General features: G+C 56.7%; 23 protein-coding genes. 17 read left to right on the top strand and 6 right to left on the bottom strand.

The features are described from left to right. Positions 1–72 precede the first annotated feature (72 nt). Positions 73–327 (top strand): hypothetical protein, encoded by a 255-nt coding sequence (locus tag PVT68_RS02940; RefSeq protein ID WP_280321106.1) that lies wholly within the window; start codon positions 73–75, stop codon positions 325–327. A 91-nt stretch (positions 328–418) separates the two neighbouring features. Here the strand turns inward: PVT68_RS02940 and lexA are convergent, their stop codons facing one another. Continuing rightward, positions 419–1,027 (bottom strand): transcriptional repressor LexA, encoded by a 609-nt coding sequence (gene lexA / locus PVT68_RS02935; protein ID WP_280321105.1) that lies wholly within the window; start codon positions 1,025–1,027, stop codon positions 419–421. A 215-nt stretch (positions 1,028–1,242) separates the two neighbouring features. Between lexA and PVT68_RS02930 the strand changes: the two genes are divergently transcribed. Beyond that, positions 1,243–1,884: an LOG family protein gene (locus PVT68_RS02930; protein ID WP_280321104.1), complete on the top strand. Its 642-nt coding sequence runs from the start codon at positions 1,243–1,245 to the stop codon at positions 1,882–1,884. A gap of 78 nt (positions 1,885–1,962) precedes the next feature. Here PVT68_RS02930 and PVT68_RS02925 read toward each other — a convergent pair whose 3' ends face one another. Next, on the bottom strand, positions 1,963–2,295 hold the full coding sequence (locus PVT68_RS02925) for a DUF6763 family protein (RefSeq protein ID WP_280321103.1): 333 nt from the start codon (positions 2,293–2,295) through the stop codon (positions 1,963–1,965). A 209-nt stretch (positions 2,296–2,504) separates the two neighbouring features. Here PVT68_RS02925 and PVT68_RS02920 point away from each other — a divergent pair, with 209 nt between their 5' ends. From PVT68_RS02920 to PVT68_RS02905, 4 genes are all read left to right on the top strand, one after another. Next, on the top strand, positions 2,505–3,164 hold the full coding sequence (locus PVT68_RS02920; RefSeq protein WP_280321102.1) for a TetR/AcrR family transcriptional regulator: 660 nt from the start codon (positions 2,505–2,507) through the stop codon (positions 3,162–3,164). A 90-nt stretch (positions 3,165–3,254) separates the two neighbouring features. Continuing rightward, complete coding sequence (gene nagZ / locus PVT68_RS02915; protein WP_280321101.1) at positions 3,255–4,268, top strand: beta-N-acetylhexosaminidase; 1,014 nt, start codon at positions 3,255–3,257, stop codon at positions 4,266–4,268. Positions 4,269–4,386: 118 nt separating this feature from the next. Further along, entirely contained in the window at positions 4,387–5,520 is a 1,134-nt protein-coding gene (locus PVT68_RS02910) for a mechanosensitive ion channel family protein (RefSeq protein ID WP_280321100.1), read from the top strand. A gap of 277 nt (positions 5,521–5,797) precedes the next feature. Next, positions 5,798–6,013 (top strand): cold-shock protein, encoded by a 216-nt coding sequence (locus tag PVT68_RS02905; protein WP_066964075.1) that lies wholly within the window; start codon positions 5,798–5,800, stop codon positions 6,011–6,013. A gap of 231 nt (positions 6,014–6,244) precedes the next feature. Here PVT68_RS02905 and PVT68_RS02900 read toward each other — a convergent pair whose 3' ends face one another. From PVT68_RS02900 to mfd, 3 genes are all read right to left on the bottom strand, one after another. Next, positions 6,245–7,480 carry a DUF819 family protein gene (locus PVT68_RS02900; RefSeq protein ID WP_280321099.1) on the bottom strand — a complete coding sequence of 412 codons (1,236 nt, stop codon included), beginning with the start codon at positions 7,478–7,480 and terminating at the stop codon, positions 6,245–6,247. Positions 7,481–7,718: 238 nt separating this feature from the next. Then, a complete protein-coding gene (locus tag PVT68_RS02895) occupies positions 7,719–8,660 on the bottom strand; it encodes a CsiV family protein (RefSeq protein WP_280321098.1) in 942 nt (313 codons plus the stop codon). Between the two features lie 115 nt (positions 8,661–8,775). Then, positions 8,776–12,273: a transcription-repair coupling factor gene (mfd, locus tag PVT68_RS02890; RefSeq protein WP_280321096.1), complete on the bottom strand. Its 3,498-nt coding sequence runs from the start codon at positions 12,271–12,273 to the stop codon at positions 8,776–8,778. A 392-nt stretch (positions 12,274–12,665) separates the two neighbouring features. On the opposite strand from mfd, the gene PVT68_RS02885 reads away from it, so the two are divergent. The 11 genes from PVT68_RS02885 (at position 12,666) to PVT68_RS02835 (ending at position 23,762) form a co-directional block, all read left to right on the top strand. Further along, the gene (locus tag PVT68_RS02885; protein ID WP_407666170.1) at positions 12,666–14,051 is read left to right on the top strand and encodes a glyceraldehyde-3-phosphate dehydrogenase; all 1,386 of its coding nucleotides are present in this window, start codon (positions 12,666–12,668) and stop codon (positions 14,049–14,051) included. Between the two features lie 506 nt (positions 14,052–14,557). Further along, the gene (locus PVT68_RS02880) at positions 14,558–15,898 is read left to right on the top strand and encodes a Na(+)-translocating NADH-quinone reductase subunit A (protein WP_280321094.1); all 1,341 of its coding nucleotides are present in this window, start codon (positions 14,558–14,560) and stop codon (positions 15,896–15,898) included. Positions 15,899–15,900: 2 nt separating this feature from the next. Beyond that, a complete protein-coding gene (locus PVT68_RS02875; RefSeq protein WP_280321093.1) occupies positions 15,901–17,124 on the top strand; it encodes an NADH:ubiquinone reductase (Na(+)-transporting) subunit B in 1,224 nt (407 codons plus the stop codon). Further along, positions 17,117–17,899, top strand: coding sequence for a Na(+)-translocating NADH-quinone reductase subunit C (locus PVT68_RS02870; protein ID WP_280321092.1), 783 nt, complete (start codon positions 17,117–17,119; stop codon positions 17,897–17,899). Before PVT68_RS02875 ends, PVT68_RS02870 begins: the two co-directional genes overlap by 8 nt. A 2-nt stretch (positions 17,900–17,901) precedes the next feature. After that, complete coding sequence (locus PVT68_RS02865; RefSeq protein ID WP_280321091.1) at positions 17,902–18,576, top strand: NADH:ubiquinone reductase (Na(+)-transporting) subunit D; 675 nt, start codon at positions 17,902–17,904, stop codon at positions 18,574–18,576. Between the two features lie 3 nt (positions 18,577–18,579). Then, positions 18,580–19,188 (top strand): NADH:ubiquinone reductase (Na(+)-transporting) subunit E, encoded by a 609-nt coding sequence (nqrE, locus tag PVT68_RS02860; protein ID WP_280321090.1) that lies wholly within the window; start codon positions 18,580–18,582, stop codon positions 19,186–19,188. 18 nt (positions 19,189–19,206) lie between these two features. Continuing rightward, on the top strand, positions 19,207–20,433 hold the full coding sequence (gene nqrF / locus PVT68_RS02855) for an NADH:ubiquinone reductase (Na(+)-transporting) subunit F (RefSeq protein WP_280321089.1): 1,227 nt from the start codon (positions 19,207–19,209) through the stop codon (positions 20,431–20,433). A 69-nt stretch (positions 20,434–20,502) separates the two neighbouring features. Then, positions 20,503–21,534, top strand: coding sequence for an FAD:protein FMN transferase (locus PVT68_RS02850; protein WP_280321088.1), 1,032 nt, complete (start codon positions 20,503–20,505; stop codon positions 21,532–21,534). Positions 21,535–21,536: 2 nt separating this feature from the next. Further along, positions 21,537–21,797, top strand: coding sequence for a (Na+)-NQR maturation NqrM (nqrM, locus tag PVT68_RS02845; protein ID WP_280321086.1), 261 nt, complete (start codon positions 21,537–21,539; stop codon positions 21,795–21,797). A gap of 103 nt (positions 21,798–21,900) precedes the next feature. Continuing rightward, positions 21,901–23,298 (top strand): Si-specific NAD(P)(+) transhydrogenase, encoded by a 1,398-nt coding sequence (gene sthA, locus PVT68_RS02840; RefSeq protein WP_280321085.1) that lies wholly within the window; start codon positions 21,901–21,903, stop codon positions 23,296–23,298. Beyond that, entirely contained in the window at positions 23,295–23,762 is a 468-nt protein-coding gene (locus PVT68_RS02835) for a thioesterase family protein (protein ID WP_280321084.1), read from the top strand. Before sthA ends, PVT68_RS02835 begins: the two co-directional genes overlap by 4 nt. Positions 23,763–23,803: 41 nt before the next feature. Here the strand turns inward: PVT68_RS02835 and PVT68_RS02830 are convergent, their stop codons facing one another. Beyond that, positions 23,804–24,106 carry a hypothetical protein gene (locus PVT68_RS02830; RefSeq protein WP_280321083.1) on the bottom strand — a complete coding sequence of 101 codons (303 nt, stop codon included), beginning with the start codon at positions 24,104–24,106 and terminating at the stop codon, positions 23,804–23,806. Positions 24,107–24,300: the final 194 nt, after the last annotated feature.

Here is a 24,300-nt window from a genome sequence, read left to right as displayed (position 1 = left end):
GCGCGGCGCACTGATCAATTGTCTCCCCCTGTGTTACACTGCCCGCAAATCACGCTGTAACTGGAGAAGTGAATGTCTTCCGAGACCTACGAAATCATCGAGTTGTCCAATGGTGATGTAGCGCTGCGACGCGCTGGTCACAAAGAGGACCCGTTGGTGCGTATTCATTTTTCCGCTGAAAGCCTGCATTTTTTGCAGGAGCACAAAATTGCCGTTGCCCGAGCCATGCTGGAGGCGGGGATAGAAGCGGTTCAGGAAATCGGCTCGCTGGAGCCGGAGCCCTTTGAGGACGAAGAGGTGGACGTCACCGAGCACACCATCCACTGATACAGCCATCCACTGAGACAGCTTGCACAAACGAAAACAGGGCCCAATGGGCCCTGTTTTCGTTATTAAGGCAGTGATTTTCCAGTGAAAATCAGTTGGTGTTCTGGCGAATCACACCAACCGCCAATCCTTCAATGGCAAAGTTTTTGTCCCGCATATCCACCTGGATGACCTCAAAATCTTCATTTTCCGGTAGCAGCTGAATCATTGCCTGATTACCGCGGCGTTTGAATCTCTTCACTGTCACTTCATCCTCGATCCGCGCCACCACTATCTGGCCGTTGCGAATATTGTCGGTACGCTGTACTGCGATCAGGTCGCCATCCAGAATACCGGCATTTTTCATGCTCATGCCGTGTACTCGCAGCAGGTAATCCGCGGGTGGATGGAAGAATTCCGCGGGGATTTCGCAGTATTCCTCAATGTTTTCCTCAGCCAGGATGGGATTGCCTGCCGCGACGCGGCCGACAATCGGTAGCCCGGCTTGGTGGCCTGGGATTCGAATGCCACGGGAGGCACCGGCCACCATTTCAATGGCTCCTTTACGCGCTAGCGCTTTGAGGTGCTCTTCCGCGGCGTTAGGTGAACGAAAGCCGAGTTCCTGGGCGATTTCGGCCCTGGTGGGCGGATAGCCGGTTTCGTCCAGGTAAGATTTGATGAGCTCCAGTACCTGAGCCTGGCGGGCAGTGAGATTTGTCATGGGCGCCTTCCTGTTGTCTGTATTTTTATACAGTTGCTGTGATTATATACAGATCTGACATCCACGCAATCTTCTCAGGGCGGCGCATTACGACTGCTAGACTTGATGTGTCCCGGGATTTTTGTGGTCTGCGGATGTGAAAAGGATTACTGCCGCAACCGCCACAGCACAGAACTCCGGAAAAATAAGTAGTAATAGCGATAAGGAGAAGGCATATGCTGGATGCAAAAATGCCGGAAGCGTGGCGGGTGCTGCGCATACAGTCGGAACTGGTTGATGGCATTGAGCGCTTGATTACATTGAAAGGCGCTGTCACGGTTTTCGGCAGTGCACGCTTTCATGAGAATTCCCCAGAGTATCAGGAAGCGATGCGCCTGGGAGAGTTGCTGTCCACGGAAGGTATTCCTGTACTTACTGGCGGTGGGCCCGGACTAATGGAAGCGTGTAACCGGGGTGCATTTCCTCACGCGGGATCGTCAATCGGGCTCAATATCGAGCTCCCCTTTGAACAGGTACCAAATCCCTACCTGGATATCGGTCTGCATTTCCGATACTTCTTTGTGCGTAAATTCATGTTTGTTAAACACGCCGTCGGGTTTATCGCGCTGCCGGGCGGATACGGCACTTTGGATGAGCTGTTCGAAGCGCTGACATTGGTGCAAACCCAGAAGGTAAAGCGGTTCCCGATAGTCTTAGTTGGTAAGCGTTACTGGGCGGGTTTGATTGATTGGATGATGGAGACGGTACTTGAGCGGGCGTGCATCGACGCCGGTGATCTGGATTTGTTTAAACTCGTCGATACCGTGGAAGAGGCTGCGGAGATCATTATTGATTATATTCGCGAGCACAACGGGTGACGCGTGCCTTGACGGCCACCCGTAGCAGCGCCAAGGCAAGCCTTTGAATGGTTTTGCCTGAATGGGGCAGGGCCATCGCTAGTATCCGTCGTCATTGCCCGGGAAGCTTTCGCCTTCGAGTTTGTCGATAGCGCTCTGTGCCGGAGAAAATACCGGGCTCCTGAATCCCGCATCTTCCTCATCCTGCATCTCTTCCGCCGATGAGCCATAGCCGGCATTGGCATCTTCCGGTGCTGCGGCGCCAACAAGTGGCAAGCGAGGCCAGCTTTGGAAGTCGATCTCATCCAGAGAACCGTCTTCATATTGAATTTCTATGGTGCGGGAGGGCTGGTCTACAGCGACGACCTCAAACACGTCGCCACTTTCGAAATTTTCAAACCAGCTGCCTATTTCCGGAGCAATTCTGGCCATGGTGCTGTCCTCCTTTCTCTATGGTTTGTGGAGCATTGCCCCCCGGCACAGATTTAGTATCTCTGTACCCAATCTAGTGTGCCCGCCTGCCCATCCCTAACTTCCCCGTATGATCTCGCGCTGGCCTTCAAACCCGAGTGTTCCATTCGGTGCCGACTGTGCTAGTCTCAGGGTTTAAACAATCGTTTTAATTGTTGGTTTGAATTGGCATGAGTCAGCTGGATACCGTCAATCGCATTCTCGACGCCGCGGAAGTGTTGTTCGCGGAGCGGGGGTTTACTGAAACATCGCTGCGCACCATCACCAGTACCGCAGGGGTCAATTTGGCGGCGGTGAATTACCACTTTGGTTCGAAAAAAGAACTGATTCAGGCAGTTTTTGAACGGTTCCTTACGCCATTTACGGAGAATCTGGATCGGGAGCTGAGTCGTAGGAAAGCCTTGGAGAAACAGGTTCAGGACGGGACGGCCGACGGTGAAGCATTGGCGCTGGATGACCTGCTGCAAAGCCTCTATCAGGTGGCGCTGGCAGGTCTCGCCAAAGAAGGGCGCGACCCCAAGCGGTTTATGCGCCTGCTGGGGCTGGCGTATACCCAGTCACAGGGCCATTTGCGCCGATTCATTGTTTCGCGCTATGGCGAAAGTTATCGCCAGATTGCCGGCCAGCTGGCCCAGGCATTACCGCATGTAGACCCGGTAACCTTCTACTGGCGCCTTTATTTTATGCTCGGCGCCACCATCTTTTCGCTTTCGAGCTTTGATGCCATCGAAGCTATCCTGAGGGAAGATTTCGGCGCTGAGAGCAGTCTGGAGGAAACCCTCGCCAGACTCGCCCCTGCAGCCGCCGCGATGCTTACTGCTCACGAATAGGTTCAGTGGCCGGCAACGGCACTCTGTTTTGGGCGACGGTGTTCTGTTTTGAGCGCCAGTGTTCTGTTTTGAAAAGGGAGCGATATATTCATGTCAGTGCAAATTGGTCCGGTAATGATCGATGTGGAAGGCACGACGCTTACTCCGGAAGACCGCGAGCTGTTGCGGCACCCACAAGTGGGCGGACTGATTTTCTTCGCTCGAAACTTTACTGACCGTCCGCAGCTGGAAGCGCTGGTGGCGGAAATCCGCAGTGTGCGTCCGGAAATCTTGCTGGCTGTGGACCAGGAGGGTGGGCGTGTGCAGCGCTTTCGGGATTCATTTACCCGCATCCCATCCATGCAAGCCTTGAGCGCCCAGGCCAGCACACAACAGCTGCAGGATGTTGGGTGGCTGCTGGCAGCAGAATTACTCGCAGTCGGTGTGGATTTCAGCTTTGCGCCGGTGCTGGATGCTGACGATGATTTCTGCCGCATCGTGGGTGACCGCAGTTTCGCCCGTGATCCGTTAACGCTCGCCGAAAAAGCCCGTCCGTTTATTGCGGGGATGCACGAGGCGGGCATGGCCACCACAGGGAAGCATTTTCCGGGGCACGGCCAGGTGCTGGAAGACAGTCACGAAGAATTGCCGGTTGACCGGCGCCCGCTCGAAGCGGTGTTGGCGGCAGACTGCAAACCATTTGAGGAATGCATCCGTGCCGGTGAATTGCAGGCGGTGATGCCGGCACATATCCGTTTTGCCGAGGTGGATGAAAACCCCGTGGGATTCTCCCGTTTCTGGCTCCAGGATATTCTGCGCGCGCGGCTGGGATTCGATGGGGTTATTTTCAGTGATGACCTGACCATGGAAGGGGCGGGCGCTGCGGGTGGTTACGGCGATCGTATCCGCGCTGCCATGCAGGCAGGCTGCGATATGGGCGTCGTGTGTAACAACCGTCAGGGCGCGATTGAAGTGCTGCAGGCGCTAGAGGGGTTTGTGCCAGATCCTGCCTCCAGCAGGCGCTTGGAGCGTATGCGTGGGCGTCCGGTAATCAAAGACTGGGATGAGCTGCAGCAGCAATCACGCTGGCACGCGACGCGGAAATGGCTGGCCTCCTGGATGTAAATCGGCAAAATACCCGGCAGCCTTGGCTGAGGTTGCGCCAGATATTGTTGCATTGTGGATTGCCCGGGATGCGGTCTGCTGAGTGCGCGGAAATATATTGTTTTTTATGGAGTGATTTGTGGAGTCTGCCAAAGCATTTTTGCGCTCCCTGGTGGGGGATGATCGTCTCTGGATTGCCGAAGTTTTCCTGCTTGTACTGGCAACGGCGTTTGCGGCCTGGCTGTTATCACTGTTTGTAAGCCGCTTACAGGTCCGCGCCGAGCGCACCGTCAATCCCTGGGACGACGCCCTGTGTGGCGCCATTAATCCGCCCGCTTCCCTGTTGGTATGGTTGGTGGGACTCTCTCTGGCGGCGGCCCGTGCGGGCAAGGCTACCGGGGCGGAAATCTTTTCTATTGCCACCACCGTGCGTGAGGTCGGCTTTATTGTCCTGATCACCTGGTTCGCACTGCGGTTTGCCAAGGCGGTGGAGCAGAATCTCGCCGATCCGCGCTTTATGGGGAAACCCATGGATGCCACAACTGTGCGCGCCATGGGTAAGCTGATACGTGCCTCGATCATTATTACCGCCGCTATGGTGGTGATGCAGCATTTCGGCTACAGCATCAGTGGGGTATTGGCATTTGGTGGTATCGGCGGTCTCGCTATCGGTTTTGCGGCCAAGGATTTGCTGGCCAATTTTTTCGGTGGTCTGATGATCTACCTGGATCGCCCATTCAAGGTGGGGGATTGGGTGCGATCTCCGGACAAGGAAATTGAGGGCACGGTGGAAGATATCGGCTGGCGCCTGACCCGGATCAGAACTTTCGACAAGCGTCCGCTCTATATTCCCAATGGCGTGTTTACACAGATTTCGGTGGAAAACCCTTCGCGTATGCTAAATCGCCGTATCTATGAAACTGTCGGCATCCGCTATGACGATGCGCATTTGATGGCGCCGATCGTCAACGATGTGCGTGCAATGTTGCAGCAGCATCCGGAAATCGATGCCAACCAAACACTGATCGTCAATTTCAATTCGTTTGCGCCGTCGTCACTGGATTTCTTTATTTACACCTTTACCAAAACCACGAATTGGGTGCGTTACCACGAAATCAAACAGGATGTGTTGTTGAAGATTCTCGAGATCATCGAGGCGCGAGGAGCGTCCTGTGCCTTCCCGACCTCCACGTTGCATATTGCAGATCTGCCTGAACTCGCGCTGGTTGCCGACCGCCAGCAGTCTGTTGGTACCGGAATGGCAGCAAAGTGACGTGTTTTCCAACTGTGCGGCGTGTCAAGTTAATTGGTACTCTCGTCGCTGATTTGGTGGTTTGTTGCGCATAATTCGCGGGAAGTAACATTAATTTATTGTAGATGCCTAGACAGTGGCGCAGTTTTATCTAAGAATCAGTAGCGGCTTGTCGGGTTGACCCGGCAGGCGCTTCGAGATAGCTACCGGAACCAAGGATGTTTGGGTAGCTGCAAATGGGGTAGGCGTTCTGCCCGCGACCGGGGTGAGCGCAATAACAATAAATGAGGTTGGCTTAATGAGTGATCGCGTTACGGGTACCGTGAAGTGGTTTAACAACGCCCGGGGTTATGGCTTTATTACCTGTGCAGAAGGTTCTGAAGACATATTTGTGCATTACCGCAGCATCCGCGGTGACGGCTACAAGACCCTGAACGAGGGGCAGGCCGTTGAGTTTGAAATGCAGCAAGGGGACAAGGGTCTTTTGGCCGAGGATGTGGTTCCCTGCGAGTAAAAGCCTCTCAGTAGTACGCACACTCGGTTCCAGATATTTCGGGGCAGCATCCAGCTGCCTCGAAAAATTGCGCTTTTTCTCGACAGACACGACGTTTACAGCGTGTGAGGTCATGACCTCCGCAGCTGTATAGGTTGTGTTTGTATCAGTTGTGTGAGTTGTGCGCATTCAAAAAAGCCCGCAGGATTTTGATTCCTGCGGGCTTTTTTGTTCGTTTACGGCGGTTAGGGGTTATCCCGCGCCAATCATCCGCAGTAACTGACCACAAAACAGGGCGGCGTAAGTCCCCAGTGCATACCCCACCGTGGCAAGCAAAACTCCGACCGGTGCCAGAGATGGGTGGAAAGCGGCTGCGACCACCGGCGCAGAGGCCGCACCGCCAACATTGGCCTGGCTGCCTACAGCCATAAAGAAGGTGGGGGCTTTGATCAGTTTGGCCACCAGTAGTAACAGGCCCGCGTGAATGGCCATCCAGATCAGTCCCAGAATAAATAGCTCAGGACTGTCTTTCAGGGCGGTGATGTCCATTTTGGTGCCGATGGTTGCCACCAGAAAATAGATGAATACGGTGCCGACCTTGGAGGCGCCGGCACCCTCCAGTTTTTTCGCTGGGGAGAAGGCCATACAGATCCCCAGGGTCGTGGCGATAATGATCAACCAGAAGAACTTACTGGTAAAACTGAACTGCTCAAGCTGTGGCGCATTTCTCTCAAACCATGGGCCGAGGAAGTCTGCACAGCCGTGGGCTATCCCGGTTATGCCAAATGCCACGGCCGCGATCAGCATCAGGTCTTGCAGGGTCGGGTTGCGGGAATGCTTGCGCTGCATTTGCTCCACCCGCTCCCGCAGAGTGTCGATGGCAGAGGTATCGGCTCCGCGTTTTTGATCCAGCTTGTAAGCATTGCCGGCCATGATCAGTAGTACAGCCATCCACAGGTTGGCGATGATCACATCTACCGTCACCATGGCGGAAAATACCTGGTCACCGACTTCAAAAATTTCCTTCATTGCCGCCTGGTTGGCACCGCCACCAATCCAGCTGCCCGCCACGGTAGTCATGCCGCGCCAGATAGCATCGGGGCCATTACCGTTCAGTAAGCCCGGGTCTACCGCCGACATGATCAGGAGTGCGAGCGGGCCGCCGATTACAATTCCGAGGGTGCCGGTCAGAAACATGATTGGCGCTTTGAACCCCAGGTTTACGATACCCTTGAGGTCAATGCTCAATGTCAGCAGCACCAGGCTCGCGGGCAGCAGATAGCGTGAGGCGACAAAGTACAGGTTGGAGTTTTCCGCATCGATGATGTGGAAGCTGTTCAGCAGCGAAGGAAGAAAATAGCAGAGCAGCAATGCCGGTACGAAGCGGTAAAAGCGTTTCCAGAAACGCGTTTCACTGCTTGCGGTATAAAAAACAAATCCAAGGATCGCGGCCAGCAGGCCGAAAATAATAGCGTCGTTGGTAATCATGAAAACGTGTGTTCCGACTTATAGTTATTCGCGAATCGGGATGTTCTGGATGGGTGTGATCCGTATGATTTTTCAGCATCCGGCCAGATCGATGAGGACCTGAGTAACGTTAAAGTTCGGCGTGCCATCCTGCAACCACCCCGCAATAAGAAACGGCCCCGGAGGGCCGTTTGGAGAATCTATTGTTCGGGTAGCGAGGGCCACAGGCGTGCCGAACGGGTCCGATTGTGGGGTGGGCTCACTCCGCGGAAGTTTCCTCGCTGGGCTCCACCGTACGCACTTCGATCAGCATGCCCAGCTTGGGGTGGTCGATATAGTGCAACTCGCCGCTGCGCAGGCGGCGCTCTTCCTGCAGTACTGCAACCCGGGCGGCGAGCTTCGAAGGGGGTTCGCGGTTTATTGGCTCTGGATAGCCTTCCGCGCTATCGGCAGAAGCGGCATTGTCATTGTTGCCATAGAAGGTGGCGGAGTCGGCACTGGTGCTGAAACTGCCATTTGCAGTGGTCGCGTAGCCACTCTGTGGCGATGATCCATTCAGGCCGAGCGGCTCTTCTTGTGTACCCGGCTCAGGTGCCATTCTCTCTGCTCTGGGGCGGGTGGGCACCGGAATACCTGATAGCCCCAGAGATTCTGTGGCTGCAGCGGTCGGGAATGCCGTCGCTAAACCGCCGTCAATGGGCTGCGGCAGCCATTCACTGAGCCACAGGTCGGTGCTGACATGGAGGTAGCGCGAGACACTGAGGGTCACGCTGCCTTCCAGTTCGTGGTGATTGCCGCTCGGAGTACCACCGCCGATCAGCACGGCCGGTGCGTTGCGCTCCTGTTGCAGCACCTGCCTCCAGGTCTTGTGGAAGAGCACGCGGTACCCAGACGTGCGTGCGAGTGCGGCGACCTTGTTGTCTAGCTGGTTGGGGACGGGCTGCAGTTCCGGAACCGCGGGCTCGATCGCGGATGGTGTCGAGAAGTCCACCCAGTGTTCGTCGTAGTGCAGCCGGGGGGCCGCAGGCCAGTTTTCGCGGGACTGGCTCATGCCGTTTTCACGGGCAAATACCACCATTTCAATCTCAAACTGGGTGCCGGCGTAGTCGGCTGCCTCCACGCCTGCGGCGCACAGCGCCAGCAGTAGTGGGACGCTCCATCGTTGCAGGTGATGTTTGACCTTTTGTGTTATCGGAGTCATCTCGATACCGCGTATGTTGTTTGGGCCGCTTGGTCGGCGTTCAATTCGTTCATGTTATCACTGTTTACCGGCGGTTTGACCGCGCCGAAGGCTTTCTGATCACCCCCATTTGTCACTATTGCGACAGCTGTTGCAGAACCGCGCTGACCTGTTGCAGGCGGTGTTCCGGGTCGCTCTCATCCAGGGCAAAGTTCAGATGGTTGGCGCCCTGTAGCTGGAACGTGGTGGGCTTGGTTTGTACCAGCTTGACCAGCGTGAGCGGGTCTACCTTGGCGCTGTCGGAGAATTCGATGCGGCCGCGGCTGGCAGAGGCTTCCAGCTTACGAATGCCCATCCGATTGGCATCGAGCTTGATTTCGGTAATGCGAAACAGATGCTTGACCGGTTCCGGCAGCAGACCAAAGCGGTCGATCATCTCCACCTGCAATTCTTTCAATGCGGCTTTATCCTCGGCATTGGCTATTCGCTTGTACATGATCAGGCGACTGTGGACGTCCGGCAGGTAATCTTCGGGGATCAGTGCCGGCACCCGCAGGTTGACGTCTACCGCCGGCGATTCCAGCGGTTCATCGATATTCGGCGTGCGTCCCTCGCGTATCGCCTTAACCGCGTGATCGAGCATTTCCATATAGAGGTTGAAGCCGACACTCTGGATCTGGCCGCTCTGCTCTTCGCCCAGCAGTTCACCGGCGCCACGGATCTCCAGATCGTGGGTGGCCAGGGTAAAGCCGGCGCCCAGGTCCTGAGCCTCACTGATGGCCTCCAGCCGCTTCACTGCGTCGGCGGTCATGGCGCGCTTGTTGGGTGTCAGCAGATAGGCGTAGGCCTGGTGGTGGGAGCGCCCCACACGCCCGCGCAACTGGTGCAGCTGAGCCAGGCCAAATTTGTCTGCACGCTCGATCAGGATGGTGTTCGCGGTGGGGACGTCGATACCGGTCTCGATGATGGTGGTGCACACCAGCACATTGAAGCGCTTGTGGTAGAAGTCACCCATTACCTGTTCCAATTCGCGCTCACGCATCTGACCGTGGCCAATGCCAATGCGTGCCTCCGGAACCAATTCCTGCAATTCCCGCGCGATGCGCTCGATGCTTTTTACTTCGTTATGCAGGAAGTAGACCTGACCGCCACGGAGAATTTCCCGCAGAATGGCCTCCTTGATCAGGGCGTCGTCCCGCTCCCGAACAAAAGTTTTTACGGACAGGCGTCGCGCCGGTGGTGTGGCGATCACGGAGAGGTCGCGGATGCCCGCCATGGCCATGTTCAGGGTGCGGGGGATAGGGGTTGCGGTGAGGTTCAGGATATCCACCTCTGCGCGCAGGCTCTTGAGCTTTTCTTTCTGGCGTACCCCGAAGCGGTGCTCCTCGTCGATGATCAGCAGCCCCAGGTTTTTAAACTTGAGGTCGCTCTGCAGCAGCTTGTGGGTACCCACAAGAATGTCCACTTTGCCTTCCTCAACCCGGTCCTTGATGGCGTCCACTTCTTTGTTGCTGCGGAAGCGGGAGACCACCTCGATATTTATCGGCCAGTCTGCAAAGCGATCCTGCAGTGACTGGAAGTGCTGTTGTGCCAGCAGCGTTGTGGGTACCAGCATCGCCACCTGCTTGCCCCCGTGGGCGGCGACAAATGCTGCGCGCATGGCTACTTCGGTTTTGCCGAAGCCGACGTCGCCACAGACCAGGCGATCCATGGGTTTGTCTGAAAGCATGTCAGCAACCACCGCTTCGATGGCCTGTTGCTGGTCCGGGGTTTCCTCAAATGGAAAGCCGGCGGCGAACTCGCGGTAAGCGAGGCCGGGATTGCCGAAAGCGTGGCCGACTCTCGCTTCGCGCCGCGCGTAAATATCCAGTAGTTCTGCGGCGGCATCGCGCACTTTTTCCGCGGCCTTGCGCTTGGCTTTCTGCCAGGTTTCGCTGCCGAGTTTGTGCAGTGGTGCCAGCTCCTCATCGGCACCGGAGTAGCGGCTGATCAGGTGCAGGCTGGCGACCGGCACATACAGTTTGGCGCCGTCGCCATATTCCAGTGTCAGAAATTCCGCCTGCTGGCCGTCGATTTCCAGGCTCTGTAGCCCTTTATAGCGCCCAACGCCGTGGTCGATATGCACCACCGGAGCGCCGATGCGCAGTTCCGCGAGATTTTTGACCGCGTTTTCCGCATCTTCCTTCGCTTTGCGCCGGCGCCGCTGTTGCAATACCCGTTCGCCAAACAGCTGCGGTTCTGCAATCAGGTTCAGCTGCGGGTCCGCGAGGACCGCACCCTGATCGATGGGAGCGACAGTAATACCGAGGCGCTCATCGCTGCCGAGAAAGGTCTGCCAGCTGTCCACCGTCTTTGGTTGCAGGCGAATTCCCTGAAGCAATTCCAGTAACGCTTCCCGCCGTCCGCCGCTTTCTGCGCAGAAGAGCACCCGTCCCGGGTATTCCATCAGGTAGGCTTCGAGGGCCTGTAGTGGTTGCTCGGATTTTCCGTTAACCGGCAGGCTGGGCGGTGCCTTGGTGGCGAAGTTGTAATTGCCTTCGGCTTCCTCAAGTGTTTCCGCAGAGAAAACGGCGCGAGGAAGGGATTTCAGTGCACCGTAGAATTCGTCCACATGCAGTAATACCTGGCGGGGCTCCAGGATCGGGCGGGTCAGGTCACCGCGGCGGCTCTGGTAGCGGTTCTCTGCCTCTTTCCAGAAAGATTCCAGTGGTTGCCTGAGGTCGCCCTGCAGAAACACCTGACTGCCTTCCGGTAAATAATCGAACAGGCTGGCGCACTGCTCGAAGAACAGTGGCAGGTAGTATTCGATACCTGCCGGGGCAATGCCGGCGCTGATGTCCTGATAAATGGAGACGGGGCCCGGGTCGCAGTCGAAGCGCTCGTGCCAGCGCTCAAGAAATTTCGCCAGCGCCGGTTTGTGCATGGGAAATTCCCGCGCGGGCAGCAGGTGGATTTGTTCCACCTTGTCGACGGTACGCTGGTCTTCCGGGTCGAAGGTGCGCAGAGATTCGATTTCATCGTCGAACAGATCGATGCGATAGGGCAGGTTGCTGCCCATGGGGAATATATCCATCAGCGAACCGCGCACCGCGAACTCGCCGTGTTCATACACGGTATCCACGCAGTGGTAGCCAGCCTGTTCCAGCAATCGGCGCTGGGTGTTCAGGTCGAACTTCTGACCCTCCCGCAAAATCAGCGCATTGCCGGCCACATAATCTTTGGGTGCAAGGCGGTGCAGTAGGGTGCTGACGGGAACGATGACGATTCCGCGGCCCATTTGCGGTAATTGATAGAGGGTAGCGAGCCGGTCGGAGATGATGTCCTGATGTGGTGAGAAAGTATCGTAGGGAAGAATTTCCCAGTCCGGAAACTGGATGATTTCCAGATTTTCTACATCCCGGGAGGAAGTGTCGTCCCGTTGGCCATCTCGCCGTGCTTTGTTAAAAAATTTCAGCTGCACCTCGAATTGATGCGCTTCCTGACTGTTGCGGGTAATCAGCAGGGTAGGGCCGGAGCTGGATTTTGCCGCGTGCAGTATGGCCAATGCAGCACTGGCGCCGTGCAGCTGCCCCCAGAATTTCCGGTCATTTTTTGAGCGGAAGGCGGGGGGCGTCAATGGGGGGGACTGGCTCATGTTTCCTTATAATTCCGTACTTTCTGACCGCTGGCGGTCTGGAGGGGCGCTATTGTAGCGGCGATCGGTGACCGGTGCAGGTTTGGTGCTTTTGCGGGTAATTTCATCTTCTGAACGGCGGGTTTTGCCAGGCTTTGGTGACGCCGCGCCGCGGCGTCAAAAATGTAGTTTAACTACAGTTTTTTGGCCATTTTTCGCGCTGTTGCGCGGTCTATATTGAATACACATAATGCGCCAGCTGTCGGCCTGGAGGCGATTTTGCCGTCTCCGATTGATGCCGTGGTACGAACATTTTTCTCACTTTGCAGAGGTGTCTGATAGTGACTCAGAAGCGACCGAAGCCCGCTGACTTTTTCAAGGACTGGAAAGCGCGCGAAGCGTTGGCGGAATCCATGATTCCGATGATTGGCAAGCTGAACCGGGAAAGCAACGTCGGCATTTATATGTACGGCCAGAACCTGGTGAACCGCTCCGTGCTGAGCATCATGAAAGCCCATCGCTTCGTGCGCCAGGTGGAAGAGAACGAGCTCTCTGAATTTGAAACCTTCCCGGTGCTGGAAGCGATCTGCAAGCTGGAGCTGGGTCCGGTACATATCGACCTCGGTACCCTGACCAACAAATACATGCGCGACCAGCGCGGCCTGCCGGTTGATGACTTCGTGCGTGAAGAGCTGGTTGAGGCCAGTGGCGCCGGCACACCGCTGCCAAAATCTCAGGATGTGGTTATCTATGGTTTCGGCCGTATCGGCCGACTGGTGGCTCGTCTGCTGATTGAAAAGGCCGGCAGTGGCGACGTGCTGCGTCTGCGCGCCATCGTGCTGCGCAAGGGCAAGGCCGACAACGATCTGGTCAAGCGCGCATCCCTGTTGCGTCGCGACTCCGTGCACGGGGCCTTCAATGGCACTATTCGTGTCGACGAAGAGACCAACACCCTGATCTGTAACGGCAATGAAGTAAAGATCATCTACGCCAACTCCCCACAGGAGGTGGATTACACCCAGCACGGCATCCACGACGCATTGATCGTGGACAGTACCGGTGTGTGGCGGGATGAAGAGGGCCTGGCCCAGCACCTCGAGAGCAAAGGTGCTGCCAAGGTGCTGTTGACTGCGCCGGGCAAGGGCGACCTGAAGAATATCGTTTACGGTATCAATAACGGCGACATCCAGCCGGAAGACAAGATTCTGTCCGCGGCTTCCTGCACCACTAACGCCATCGTGCCGGTATTGAAGGCGATGATGGACAAGTACGGGGTGGAGCATGGTCACGTTGAGACCGTGCACGCGTATACCAACGACCAGAACCTGATCGACAACTACCACAAAGGCGAGCGTCGCGGTCGCGCTGCTGCGCTGAACATGGTGCTGACGGAAACCGGTGCCGCCAAGGCGGTGGCGAAGGCACTGCCGGAGCTGAAAGGCAAGCTGACTGGAAACGCGATCCGCGTTCCCACGCCGAATGTGTCGATGGCGATCCTGAACCTGAATCTTGGGCAGGAGACCACCAAGGAAGAGCTGAACGCTTATATGCGTGATGTGGCGCTGCACTCGCCCCTGCGTCAGCAGATCGACTACACCAATTCTCCGGAAGTGGTGTCCAGCGACTTCGTGGGCTCCCGTCGCGCCTGTGTCTTCGACTCCATTGCCACCATTGTCGATGGTAAGAATGCCGTACTTTACTGCTGGTACGACAACGAATTCGGCTATAGCTGTCAGGTGGTGCGCTGCCTGGAAGACATGGCTGGCGTACGTTACGCGTTGTTCCCGAAGCGGGACTGACCCGCAGTTGGGGCTGGACCCGTGGCGGCGCTGTGAGAGGAGGGGGTTGCCCCTCCATAACACGGCGCCGACTATTGGTCAGGCCGATCAATCTGGCGCCACGTTATCTGCCCCTTCAGGGTTGCGTCTCCAACTAAAGTTGTTGTTTTTTCAGCAAAAATTTCCTCAGTTAGTGCCGTTTTGGCCGCTTCCGCTCTGGTAAACCCCCGGCCCGCTCCTTATAATGCGCGCGATTTTGCGGGGCTGCCGTGTGCCGGGAAATTGAAGCGCAATGACTGCGGGTTGCTGAGGCAATAGCAGGTCTTTGCCGCCCGAGCGCGGTCCAAAGTATTCTAACTCTGTGGTGCCTTTCCTGAGTGGCTACTATTTAAGTAACCCATTTCCAGGCTTGGTTCGGGTCTGCCACGGCCTAAGTCCCCGCTACGGTTTCCTCATTTTTAGCGTTTTTTTAACCTAGAAACTTTTAAACCTCTAAATCTACCAACTTAGAACTTAGGCACAGGCGTATGAGAAAGATCCGTCGGGGATTGGATTTACCCATATCCGGCGCGCCCGAGCAGGTCATCTATGATGGCCCTGCAGCCAAGACTGTTGCGGTGATAGGCCCCGATTACAACGGGATGAAGCCCACCATGGCAGTTGCGGAAGGGGATAGCGTCAAACTCGGACAATTGCTGTTCACTGATAAGAAAACAGACGGTGTACGCTACACCGCTCCGGCCGCAGGCCGCGTAGTTGCCGTCAATCGCGGTGTTCGCCGGATACTGCAATCCGTAGTGATTGAGGTGGACGGAGACGAAGCCGAGCAGTTTGCCAGCTACAGTGCAGACCAGCTCGCTACCCTCACCGCAGAGCAGGTGCGTATGAACCTGGTGGAGTCCGGCCTCTGGACTGCCCTGCGTACCCGCCCGTTCAGCAAGGTGCCGGCCCTGGATGCCCAGCCTTCCGCTCTCTTTATCAACGCCATGGATACCAATCCGCTGGCCGCCGATCCGGTTGTCGTGATCGCGGAGCAGCGCGAGGCTTTTGCCCAGGGCGTTGAAATCCTGTCCAAGCTCGCCGACAAGACCTTTGTCTGTAGCACGCCGGATGCCGATATCCCGGTACCCGCTGCCGCGAGTGTCCAGCGCGAAGCTTTCGCCGGCCCGCATCCTGCAGGCCTGTCTGGTACCCACATCCACTACCTGCACCCGGTCAAGCCCGGTCGTCAGGTCTGGACCATCGGTTACCAGGATGTGATTGCTGTCGGCAAGCTGTTTGAAACCGGCAAGCTGTACACCGATCGCGTGGTCGCTCTGGGTGGCCCTCAGGTGACCAAGCCACGTCTGCTGCGCACCCGTCTGGGCGCCGATCTGACAGCGCTGCTCGCCGGTGAAACCGAAGGTAGTGACAATCGCGTCATTTCTGGCTCCGTGTTTGGTGGTCGTACCGCTAGTGGCGCGCTGGGTTACCTTGGCCGTTACCACAACCAGGTGACGGTACTGCAGGAAGGTCGCGAGCGCCCGATGCTGCATTACTTCACTCCTGGTGCGAATCGCTTCTCCGTGCTGCCGATCTATATCAGCCGCTTCATGAAGAGCAAGCTGTTCAATTTCACCACCAGCGCCAATGGCTCCGAGCGTGCACTGATGCCGATCGGTACCTACGAGCGCGTGATGCCCCTGGATATCCTGCCCACTCAGCTGCTGCGTGCACTGATCGTTGGCGATACCCAGGTAGCCCAGCAACTGGGTGTTCTGGAGCTGGACGAAGAAGATCTCGCACTGTGCACCTTCGTGTGCCCGGGCAAGTACGATTTCGGCCCCATTTTGCGGGACAACCTGACCCGTATTGAGAAGGAGGGTTAAGGATGTTGCGTAAACTACTCGACTCCGTGGAGCCGCATTTCCATAAAGGCGGTAAATACGAAAAGTGGTATGCACTGTACGAAGCGATCGACACCGGTCTCTTCCAGCCTGCTGACCGCACCAAGGCCACTGCACATGTGCGCGACGGCATCGACCTGAAACGCATCATGATCACCGTATGGGCCTGTGCCATGATCCCGATGTTCTACGGTATGTGGAACGTGGGCTTCCAGGCCAACACCATCATGGCTCAGTTAGCTGAGACTGGGGGCATGACCGAAGCTAGCGGCTGGCGCCACGCCATCATCGGTGCGCTGTCTGGCTACGACGCCAACAGTCTGTGGGACAATCTGATCCACGGTGCCATGTACTTCCTGCCCATCTACGCGGTGACCTTCATCGTCGGTGGTATCTGGGAAGTGCTGTTCGCGGCCGTACGTGGCCACGAAGTGAACGAAGGTTTCTTCGTTACCTCTATCCTGTTCGCGCTGACCTGTCCGCCGGACCTGCCCCTGTGGATGGTGGCGATGGGCATCAGCTTCGGTGTCGTGATCGGTAAGGAAGTGTTCGGTGGTACCGGCAAAAACTTCCTGAACCCGGCACTCACCGGCCGTGCCTTCCTGTTCTTCGCTTACCCGGCCGCTATGTCTGGTGACGCGGTATGGACCGCGGTTGACGGCTACACCGGTGCTACCGCGCTGTCTGTACTGGCGAGCGATGGCATCCAGAATGGTGTGGTCAACATTGCAGGTGGTCAGCTGACCTGGATGGATGCGTTCTTCGGCAAGATGCAGGGCTCCATCGGTGAAACCTCCACCCTGGCCATGTTGATTGCCGGCGTGATCCTGCTTGGTATGAAGATTGCGAGCTGGCGTATTGTTGCCGGTACTCTGTTGGGCATGATGGCGACGTCCTTCCTGTTCAACATGGTCGGTTCCGATACCAATGCCATGTTCAATGTGCCCTGGTACTGGCACCTGGTAGTGGGCGGCTTCGCCTTCGGTCTGATCTTCATGACCACTGACCCGGTTTCCGCAGCCATGACCGACACCGGTCGCTGGTGGTACGGCATTCTCATCGGTGTGATGTGTGTATTGATCCGTGTGGTGAACCCGGCATTCCCGGAAGGCATGATGCTGGCGATTCTGTTCGCCAACCTGTTCGCGCCGCTGTTTGACCACTTCGTTGTGCAGTCCCATATCAAACGGAGGTTGGCACGTGGTTAATAAAGATTCCGTAAAAGGCACCCTGCTGGTTGCCCTGATTATGTGTCTCGTCTGTTCCGTAGTGGTTTCCACTGCGGCGGTGATGCTCAAGCCCAAGCAGGAAGCCAACGCTCTGCTGGACATGAAACGCAACGTACTGATGGCCGGTGGCCTGATCGATGCCGATCAGCACAATGCCAAGGCCATCGAGCAGGCGTTTGAAGCGGTAACCATCAAGTATGTAGATCTGCGTACTGGCAAGTTTACCGACGAAGCGCCTGCGGGCGGCTCTGGCCGCGCTGCAGCGAAAATTCCGAGCGCCAGCGAAAAGCTGCCTGCGGAAGAAGACACCGCGAAGATCATGCGCCGCGAGAACACCAAAGAGGTGTATCTGGTGGAGAAGGATGGTCAGCTGCAGCGCATCGTGCTGCCGGTTCGCGGCTACGGTCTGTGGGGCCAGCTGTACGGCTTCCTGGCACTGGAAAAAGACCTGAGCACCGTAGCGGGCCTCGGCTTCTACGAGCACAAGGAAACTCCGGGACTGGGTGGCGAAGTGGACAACCCGCGCTGGAAATCCCAGTGGGCTGGCAAGGAAGTCTTTGACGCCGATGGCAGTGTCGACATCTCCGTGATCAAGGGCAGCGTTGACCCGAGCAGCGCCAAAGCCAAGCATCAGGTAGACGGCCTGTCCGGTGCGACCCTGACCAGTAAAGGGGTGAACAACCTGATCAATTTCTGGCTCGGTAGCCAGGGATACGGTCCCTTCCTGAAAAACCTGAAAGCAGGGGAGGCATGAGCATGAGCAAGAAGTTGAAAGACACTCTGCTGGAGCCGGTATTCAACAATAACCCCATCGCGTTGCAGATCCTCGGTATCTGTTCCGCGCTGGCGGTAACCAGCTCGCTGGCAGTAACTCTGGTCATGTGTATCGCACTGACCACCGTTACCGCTTTTTCCAACCTGTCGGTATCTCTGATCCGCAAGCAGATTCCCAACAGCATCCGGATCATCGTGCAGATGACCGTGATCGCCTCGCTGGTAATCGTGGTGGATCAGATCCTGAAGGCCTACGCCTATGACATTTCCAAGCAGCTTTCGGTATTCGTTGGTCTGATTATCACCAACTGTATCGTTATGGGCCGCGCGGAAGCCTTTGCCATGAAGCACGGTCCCAAGGACAGCTTCCTTGATGGTATCGGCAACGGTCTGGGCTACAGCTTTATCCTGATCTGTCTCGCGGTCATCCGTGAACTGTTCGGTGCCGGTAAACTGTTTGGTTTCGAGCTGCTGTCTACCGTGAACAACGGTGGCTGGTACGTGCCCAACGGTATGCTGCTGCTGCCGCCGAGCGCCTTCTTCCTGATCGGTCTGATCATCTGGGCCATCCGTACCTGGAAGCCGGCTCAGGTCGAAGAGCAAGAGTTCACCATTGCGCCCAATTCCAAGATGCCTGTGGCGCAACAGGAGGCCTGATAGATGGAACACTTTATTTCTCTCATCATTCGCGCGGTTTTCATTGAAAACATGGCGCTGGCCTTCTTCCTCGGGATGTGTACTTTTCTCGCGGTATCCAAGAAGGTCGAAGCGGCGGTTGGTCTGGGCATTGCGGTAGTTGTGGTTCTCACCATTACCGTGCCGGTGAACAACCTGATTTACACCTACCTGCTGAAAGACGGCGCACTGGCCTGGGCCGGTTACCCGGACGTGGACCTGAGCTTCCTCGGCCTGCTGTCTTACATCGGTGTTATCGCGGCACTGGTACAGATCCTGGAGATGTTCCTGGATAAATACGTACCGGCGCTCTACAACGCCCTGGGTGTATTCCTGCCGCTGATTACCGTGAACTGCGCCATCATGGGTGCGTCTCTGTTCATGGTGGAGCGCGAATACAATTTTGGTGAGTCTGTTGCTTACGGTTTCGGTGCTGGCCTCGGCTGGGCGCTGGCGATCACTGCGCTGGCGGGTATCCGCGAGCGTCTGAAGTACAGCGACGTGCCGAATGGCCTGAAAGGCCTGGGCATCACCTTCATCACCGTTGGTCTCATGTCGCTGGGCTTCATGTCCTTCGGCGGCATCGATATCTAAGCGGGGAGGTCGAATAACATGGAATTAACGGATATTTATTTTGGCGTAGGCATGTTCACCGTGATCGTGCTGGCGCTGGTGGCCATCATTCTGGTTGCCCGCTCCCGCCTGGTGAACACCGGTGACGTCAACATCCTGGTGAATGGTGAGAAGACTCTCACCGTACCGGCCGGTGGCAAACTGTTGCAGACCCTGGCTGCCAACAACCTGTTCCTGGCTTCCGCCTGTGGTGGCGGTGGCTCCTGCGCACAGTGTGTGTGTGTGATTGAAGAGGGTGGTGGCGATATGCTGCCGACCGAAGCTGCGCACTTCACACCCCGTGAAGCGAAGGAAGGCAAGCGCCTTTCCTGTCAGGTCGCCGTCAAGCAGGATATGAAAATCGAAGTGCCTGAAGAGGTGTTTGGTGTGAAACAGTGGGAGTGCACTGTGGAATCCAACCCGAACGTGGCCACGTTCATTAAAGAGCTGACCCTGAAGCTGCCGGAAGGCGAAAACGTAGACTTCCGCGCTGGTGGTTACGTTCAGCTGGAAGCGCCGCCCCACCACGTGAAATTTTCCGATTTCGATATCGAAAAAGAGTACCGCGGCGACTGGGAGCACTTCGGCTTCTTCAACCTGGAGTCCAAGGTTACCGAGCCGGTGGTTCGCGCCTACTCCATGGCCAACTACCCGGAAGAGAAGGGCGTTGTTAAGTTCAACATCCGTATCGCCACTCCGCCGCCGCGCACCGAGGGCATTCCCCCGGGCCAGATGTCTTCCTACGTCTTCAACCTGAAGCCAGGTGACAAGATGCGTGTGTACGGTCCTTTCGGTGAGTTCTTCGCCAAGGATACCGACAACGAAATGGTCTTCATCGGTGGTGGTGCCGGTATGGCGCCGATGCGCTCGCACATCTTTGACCAGTTGAAGCGTCTGCACTCCACGCGCAAGATCAGCTTCTGGTACGGTGCGCGCTCTCTGCGCGAGATGTTCTACGAAGACGATTACAACGGTCTGCAGGACGAGTTCGACAACTTTAAGTGGCACATTGCGCTGTCCGATCCGCAGCCCGAAGACAACTGGACCGGTTACACAGGTTTCATCCACAACGTGGTGTATGAAAACTACCTGAAGGACCACCCGGCGCCGGAAGACTGTGAGTACTACATGTGTGGACCGCCCATGATGAACGCGGCGGTAATCAACATGCTGAAGAATCTGGGCGTTGAGGATGAAAACATCCTGCTCGACGACTTCGGTGGCTGATCACGCATGATTGGACGTGACAACACATCCACATTAACAGGGCCGCTGTATTCGGCCCTGTTTTTGTTTGTGGCCCCCCGCTTTTTACGGAACTTCGTTTCCGCTCTGGCGGTTTTGCTGCTGCTTTCCCTTGTTGGGGGCTGCAGTCAGGAAAAAACCGTCTGGAAACTTACCGGCCCCACCATGGGAACCAGCTACCACATCACGGTGGTGGATGTGCCCGCGGGGGTAAGTCGGGCAGAATTACAGTCTGCGGTCGATCGTGAGCTGGCGGCGGTAAACCAGGAAATGTCCACCTACATTCCCGATTCCGAACTGATGCGCGTTAACCGCGGGCCAGTGTCAGTGCCGGTTACCCTGTCGCCCAGCCTGGCACTGGTTATTCGCCAGGCGCTGGAAATTTATCGCAGCAGCCATGGGGCCTTCGATGTAACCGTCGGCCCCCTGGTCAATTTGTGGGGATTTGGCCCGAATCCAGAGCCTGAGACGATCCCGGATGCCGCGCAAATCGATGCATTGCGCGCGCAGATTGGCTCGGATGCGCTGCGCATTGATGGACTGCAGCTGACCAGAACTCGCCCGGTACAGATTGACCTGTCGGCCATCGCCAAAGGCCACGGTGTGGATCGCGTGGCGGATCTGTTGGTCCAAAAGGGTGTGCACAACTTTCTGGTGGAAGTTGGGGGGGAGTTGCGTACCGCCGGAATAAGCCCCGCGGGACAGGTCTGGCGCATTGGGATCGAGCGCCCATCTGCCGGACAGGTGGTGCAGAAGCCGATTCAGGTCAGTGGTAAAGGGATCGCCACCTCCGGGGATTACCGCAATTACTACGAACGCGATGGCAAGCGCTACGCCCACACCATCGACCCGCGTACCGGTCGTCCGGTAGAGCACCGGTTGGCGTCGGTTACGGTCATTGCAGAAACCTGTGCAATGGCCGATGGCTACGCCACCGCGCTCAATGTGATGGGTGCCGAGGCGGCGTTAAAATTGGCGGAAGAACAGCAGCTGGCAGTATTCCTGCTGGTAAAAACCGATTCCGGGTTTGAAGAGCACGCCAGCAGTGCTTTCCAGCCCTATCTTGAGAGTCAGGGGAGGTAACCGTGACTATTTATATTCTTGCATTCATTATTGTGCTTCTGGTGATTACCGGCATGGCGCTGGGTGCCATTGTGCAGAACAAGCCGCTCAAGGGTTCCTGTGGCGGCCTGAACAAGATCGGCATGAAAAAAGATTGCGATATCTGTGGTGGTGATGACCAGGAGTGTGAAAAAGAGCAGGAGCGTCAGCGCAAGGCTGCCCTGGCGAAAGCGTCCGCTCCTGATCTCGCCTACGACGCTACCGCCAAAACCAAGCAAAAGTAACGCGTCTGACCCCTGTGAAGGGGGCTTCTGAAGTTCCCGATGGAGAAGGGCGCCACGCGACAGTGGTGTCCGCAATGACAAATAGAACAAAGACAGTAACTCAATGGCAGATTCCAAGTACGATCTGGTAGTAATCGGTTCTGGCCCCGCAGGGGAGGCTGCGGCCATGAGCGCGGCCAAAAAGGGCCTGCGTGTGGCCGTGATCGAGCGCAGCTCCTCAGTTGGCGGTAACTGTACCCACAAGGGCACCATTCCCTCCAAGGCGCTGCGCCATTCGGTAAAGCAGCTGATGCGCTACAACACCCAAAGCGTGTTTCGCGCTCTGGGCGAGCCGCGCCGACTGACATTTCCGCAAGTCATGCAGACGGTCAACAAGGTCATTTCCTATCAGGTGGAAATGCACACCAGTTTTTATGCGCGCAACCGCGTCGATCTGATTACCGGCGAAGCGCAGTTCCGGGATGCCAACAGTGTCGTGGTGCAACTGGTCGACGGTGCCAGGGAAATCATCACTTCGAAAAAATTCGTTGTCGCCACCGGGTCGCGTCCCTATCGCCCGGCGGATGTGGACTTCGATCACCCGCGCATTTACGACAGCGACACCATTCTGGATATGGAGCACACCCCTCAGGCGATCATCATCTATGGTGCCGGGGTAATCGGTTGCGAATACGCCTCTATCTTTGCCGCACTGGGAATGAAGGTGGACCTGATCAACAGCCGTGACCACCTGCTTGAATTCCTCGACGACGAAATCTCTGATGCGCTGAGCTACCACCTGCGGGACATGGGTGTGACCGTCCGTCACCGGGAGGAATATGCCAGGGTGGTCGGTACCGACCGTGGGGTAACCATGGAAATGCAGTCCGGCAAACGTATCTCTGCGGATGCGCTGTTGTGGTGTAACGGCCGTTCCGGTAACACCAGCAAGCTCGGACTGGAAAACATCGGCCTGGAAGCCAACCACCGCGGTCAGCTGGCGGTCGATGAGCACTACTGCACGTCAGTGGAAAATGTCTTTGCGGTGGGCGATGTCATCGGCTGGCCGAGTCTCGCCAGTGCATCCTACGATCAGGGCCGGGCGGTAGCCGCAGCCGTCGTCGGTCGCGGTCACCGTGTCATCGAAGATGCGCCTACCGGTATTTACACCCTGCCGGAGATTTCTTCTGTCGGCAAAACAGAATCCGAACTCACCAAAGCCAAGGTGCCTTACGAAGTAGGGCGTGCGCTGTTCAAACACACCGCGCGTGCGCAGATTTCCGGTGAGCGCGTCGGCATGCTGAAAATCCTGTTTCACATCGAGACCCATGAAATTCTGGGGATTCATTGTTTCGGCGCAGAAGCCGCGGAAATCGTGCACATCGGTCAGGCGATCATGAAACAGCCCGCGCCGAACAACACCATCGATTTCTTCGTGAATACCACCTTCAACTACCCGACCATGGCAGAGGCGTATCGCAGTGCTGCACTGGATGGCCTGAACCGGGTAATGCGACTGTGACGGAGCCATCCTATTCAGAATTCCGGCAGATGATCGAGGGAACCTTTGAATCGGTTCCCTTTGTCCGGGAAGTCGGTTTGCAGTTGCACCAGGTGGATTTTGAGAAACAGACACTGTCGGCGATCTTTGCGCGCAAGCCCCAGCTGATTGGCAATCACTACCACAACATATTGCATGGTGGTGTTATCGCCACCGCACTGGATCAGGTTGGTGGGTTTACCGCGATGGTGGCGGCCTATCAGCGTATGGGTGGGGCGATGGATTGGGAGGAGAAGATTCAGCGGCTGATGCGCCTGGGCACCGTGGATATGCGGGTGGATTACCTCAAGCCGGGCCGCGGCGAACATTTTCTCTGTTCGGGTTCGATTCTGAGAGTGGGCAACAAGCTGGTTGTTACCCGGATGGAGTTGCACAACGATACGGAAGAGCTGATTGCAACCGGTACCGCAACATTTCTGTACTGACAGCCGGGGCCAGTACGGCGCGCGTTATTCCGGCGAATGAATCAGCCCTGATGTTTCTTGGCAACGGTGTGCAGTACGCGGTCGTACTCAAAATATACGAAAAAATCGGCGTATTCCCAGCGTGTAATCGCCGGCTCTCCGACAGGGCCCTGAATGCTCAGGGGCTCTCCCAGTTCTTCACTCACCTGTTCCTGTTTCTTGCCGCGCAGGTGGGATGCCTCGGCTATATAACCCTGGCTGCCTACAGGCACTTCGATCTCTTCGGCCTGGGCGGCGGAGGCGAAAACGGCGATGCCAACCAGACCAGCCAGTGTCAGGTTGCGCAGAGCAGAGGTTGAGAACATACGGGCTCTCCTGTTGGATTATTCGAGTTGTCAGGCATTAAAGCAGATATTGTGCCCAAACACGCGGCATTCTTCACGTTTTTCCTCCCATCTACGACGTCGTCACGCGGCAGCAGGCTCTTCTGCAGAGCAGGTATCTGGCCCCCCTGAGATCTGGCTTGAGGCCTTTGTGCTAGTCTGAAATTCGAACCCGA

The organism is Microbulbifer bruguierae, assembly GCF_029869925.1.
Lineage (GTDB): Bacteria > Pseudomonadota > Gammaproteobacteria > Pseudomonadales > Cellvibrionaceae > Microbulbifer > Microbulbifer bruguierae.
Note: the sequence above shows the minus strand (reverse complement) of the source record. Positions and strands in the feature narration are given on the sequence as shown.

Excerpts from the sequence above, each read along its gene's own strand:
- PVT68_RS02940 (WP_280321106.1), top strand. The coding sequence starts at position 73 with ATGTCTTCCGAGACCTACGAAATCATCGAGTTGTCCAATGGTGATGTA.
- lexA (WP_280321105.1), bottom strand. The coding sequence starts at position 1,027 with ATGACAAATCTCACTGCCCGCCAGGCTCAGGTACTGGAGCTCATCAAA.
- PVT68_RS02930 (WP_280321104.1), top strand. The coding sequence starts at position 1,243 with ATGCTGGATGCAAAAATGCCGGAAGCGTGGCGGGTGCTGCGCATACAG.
- PVT68_RS02925 (WP_280321103.1), bottom strand. The coding sequence starts at position 2,295 with ATGGCCAGAATTGCTCCGGAAATAGGCAGCTGGTTTGAAAATTTCGAA.
- PVT68_RS02920 (WP_280321102.1), top strand. The coding sequence starts at position 2,505 with ATGAGTCAGCTGGATACCGTCAATCGCATTCTCGACGCCGCGGAAGTG.
- nagZ (WP_280321101.1), top strand. The coding sequence starts at position 3,255 with ATGTCAGTGCAAATTGGTCCGGTAATGATCGATGTGGAAGGCACGACG.
- PVT68_RS02905 (WP_066964075.1), top strand. The coding sequence starts at position 5,798 with ATGAGTGATCGCGTTACGGGTACCGTGAAGTGGTTTAACAACGCCCGG.
- PVT68_RS02900 (WP_280321099.1), bottom strand. The coding sequence starts at position 7,480 with ATGATTACCAACGACGCTATTATTTTCGGCCTGCTGGCCGCGATCCTT.
- PVT68_RS02895 (WP_280321098.1), bottom strand. The coding sequence starts at position 8,660 with ATGACTCCGATAACACAAAAGGTCAAACATCACCTGCAACGATGGAGC.
- mfd (WP_280321096.1), bottom strand. The coding sequence starts at position 12,273 with ATGAGCCAGTCCCCCCCATTGACGCCCCCCGCCTTCCGCTCAAAAAAT.
- PVT68_RS02885 (WP_407666170.1), top strand. The coding sequence starts at position 12,666 with ATGATTCCGATGATTGGCAAGCTGAACCGGGAAAGCAACGTCGGCATT.
- PVT68_RS02880 (WP_280321094.1), top strand. The coding sequence starts at position 14,558 with ATGAGAAAGATCCGTCGGGGATTGGATTTACCCATATCCGGCGCGCCC.
- PVT68_RS02875 (WP_280321093.1), top strand. The coding sequence starts at position 15,901 with ATGTTGCGTAAACTACTCGACTCCGTGGAGCCGCATTTCCATAAAGGC.
- PVT68_RS02865 (WP_280321091.1), top strand. The coding sequence starts at position 17,902 with ATGAGCAAGAAGTTGAAAGACACTCTGCTGGAGCCGGTATTCAACAAT.
- nqrE (WP_280321090.1), top strand. The coding sequence starts at position 18,580 with ATGGAACACTTTATTTCTCTCATCATTCGCGCGGTTTTCATTGAAAAC.
- nqrF (WP_280321089.1), top strand. The coding sequence starts at position 19,207 with ATGGAATTAACGGATATTTATTTTGGCGTAGGCATGTTCACCGTGATC.
- sthA (WP_280321085.1), top strand. The coding sequence starts at position 21,901 with ATGGCAGATTCCAAGTACGATCTGGTAGTAATCGGTTCTGGCCCCGCA.
- PVT68_RS02830 (WP_280321083.1), bottom strand. The coding sequence starts at position 24,106 with ATGTTCTCAACCTCTGCTCTGCGCAACCTGACACTGGCTGGTCTGGTT.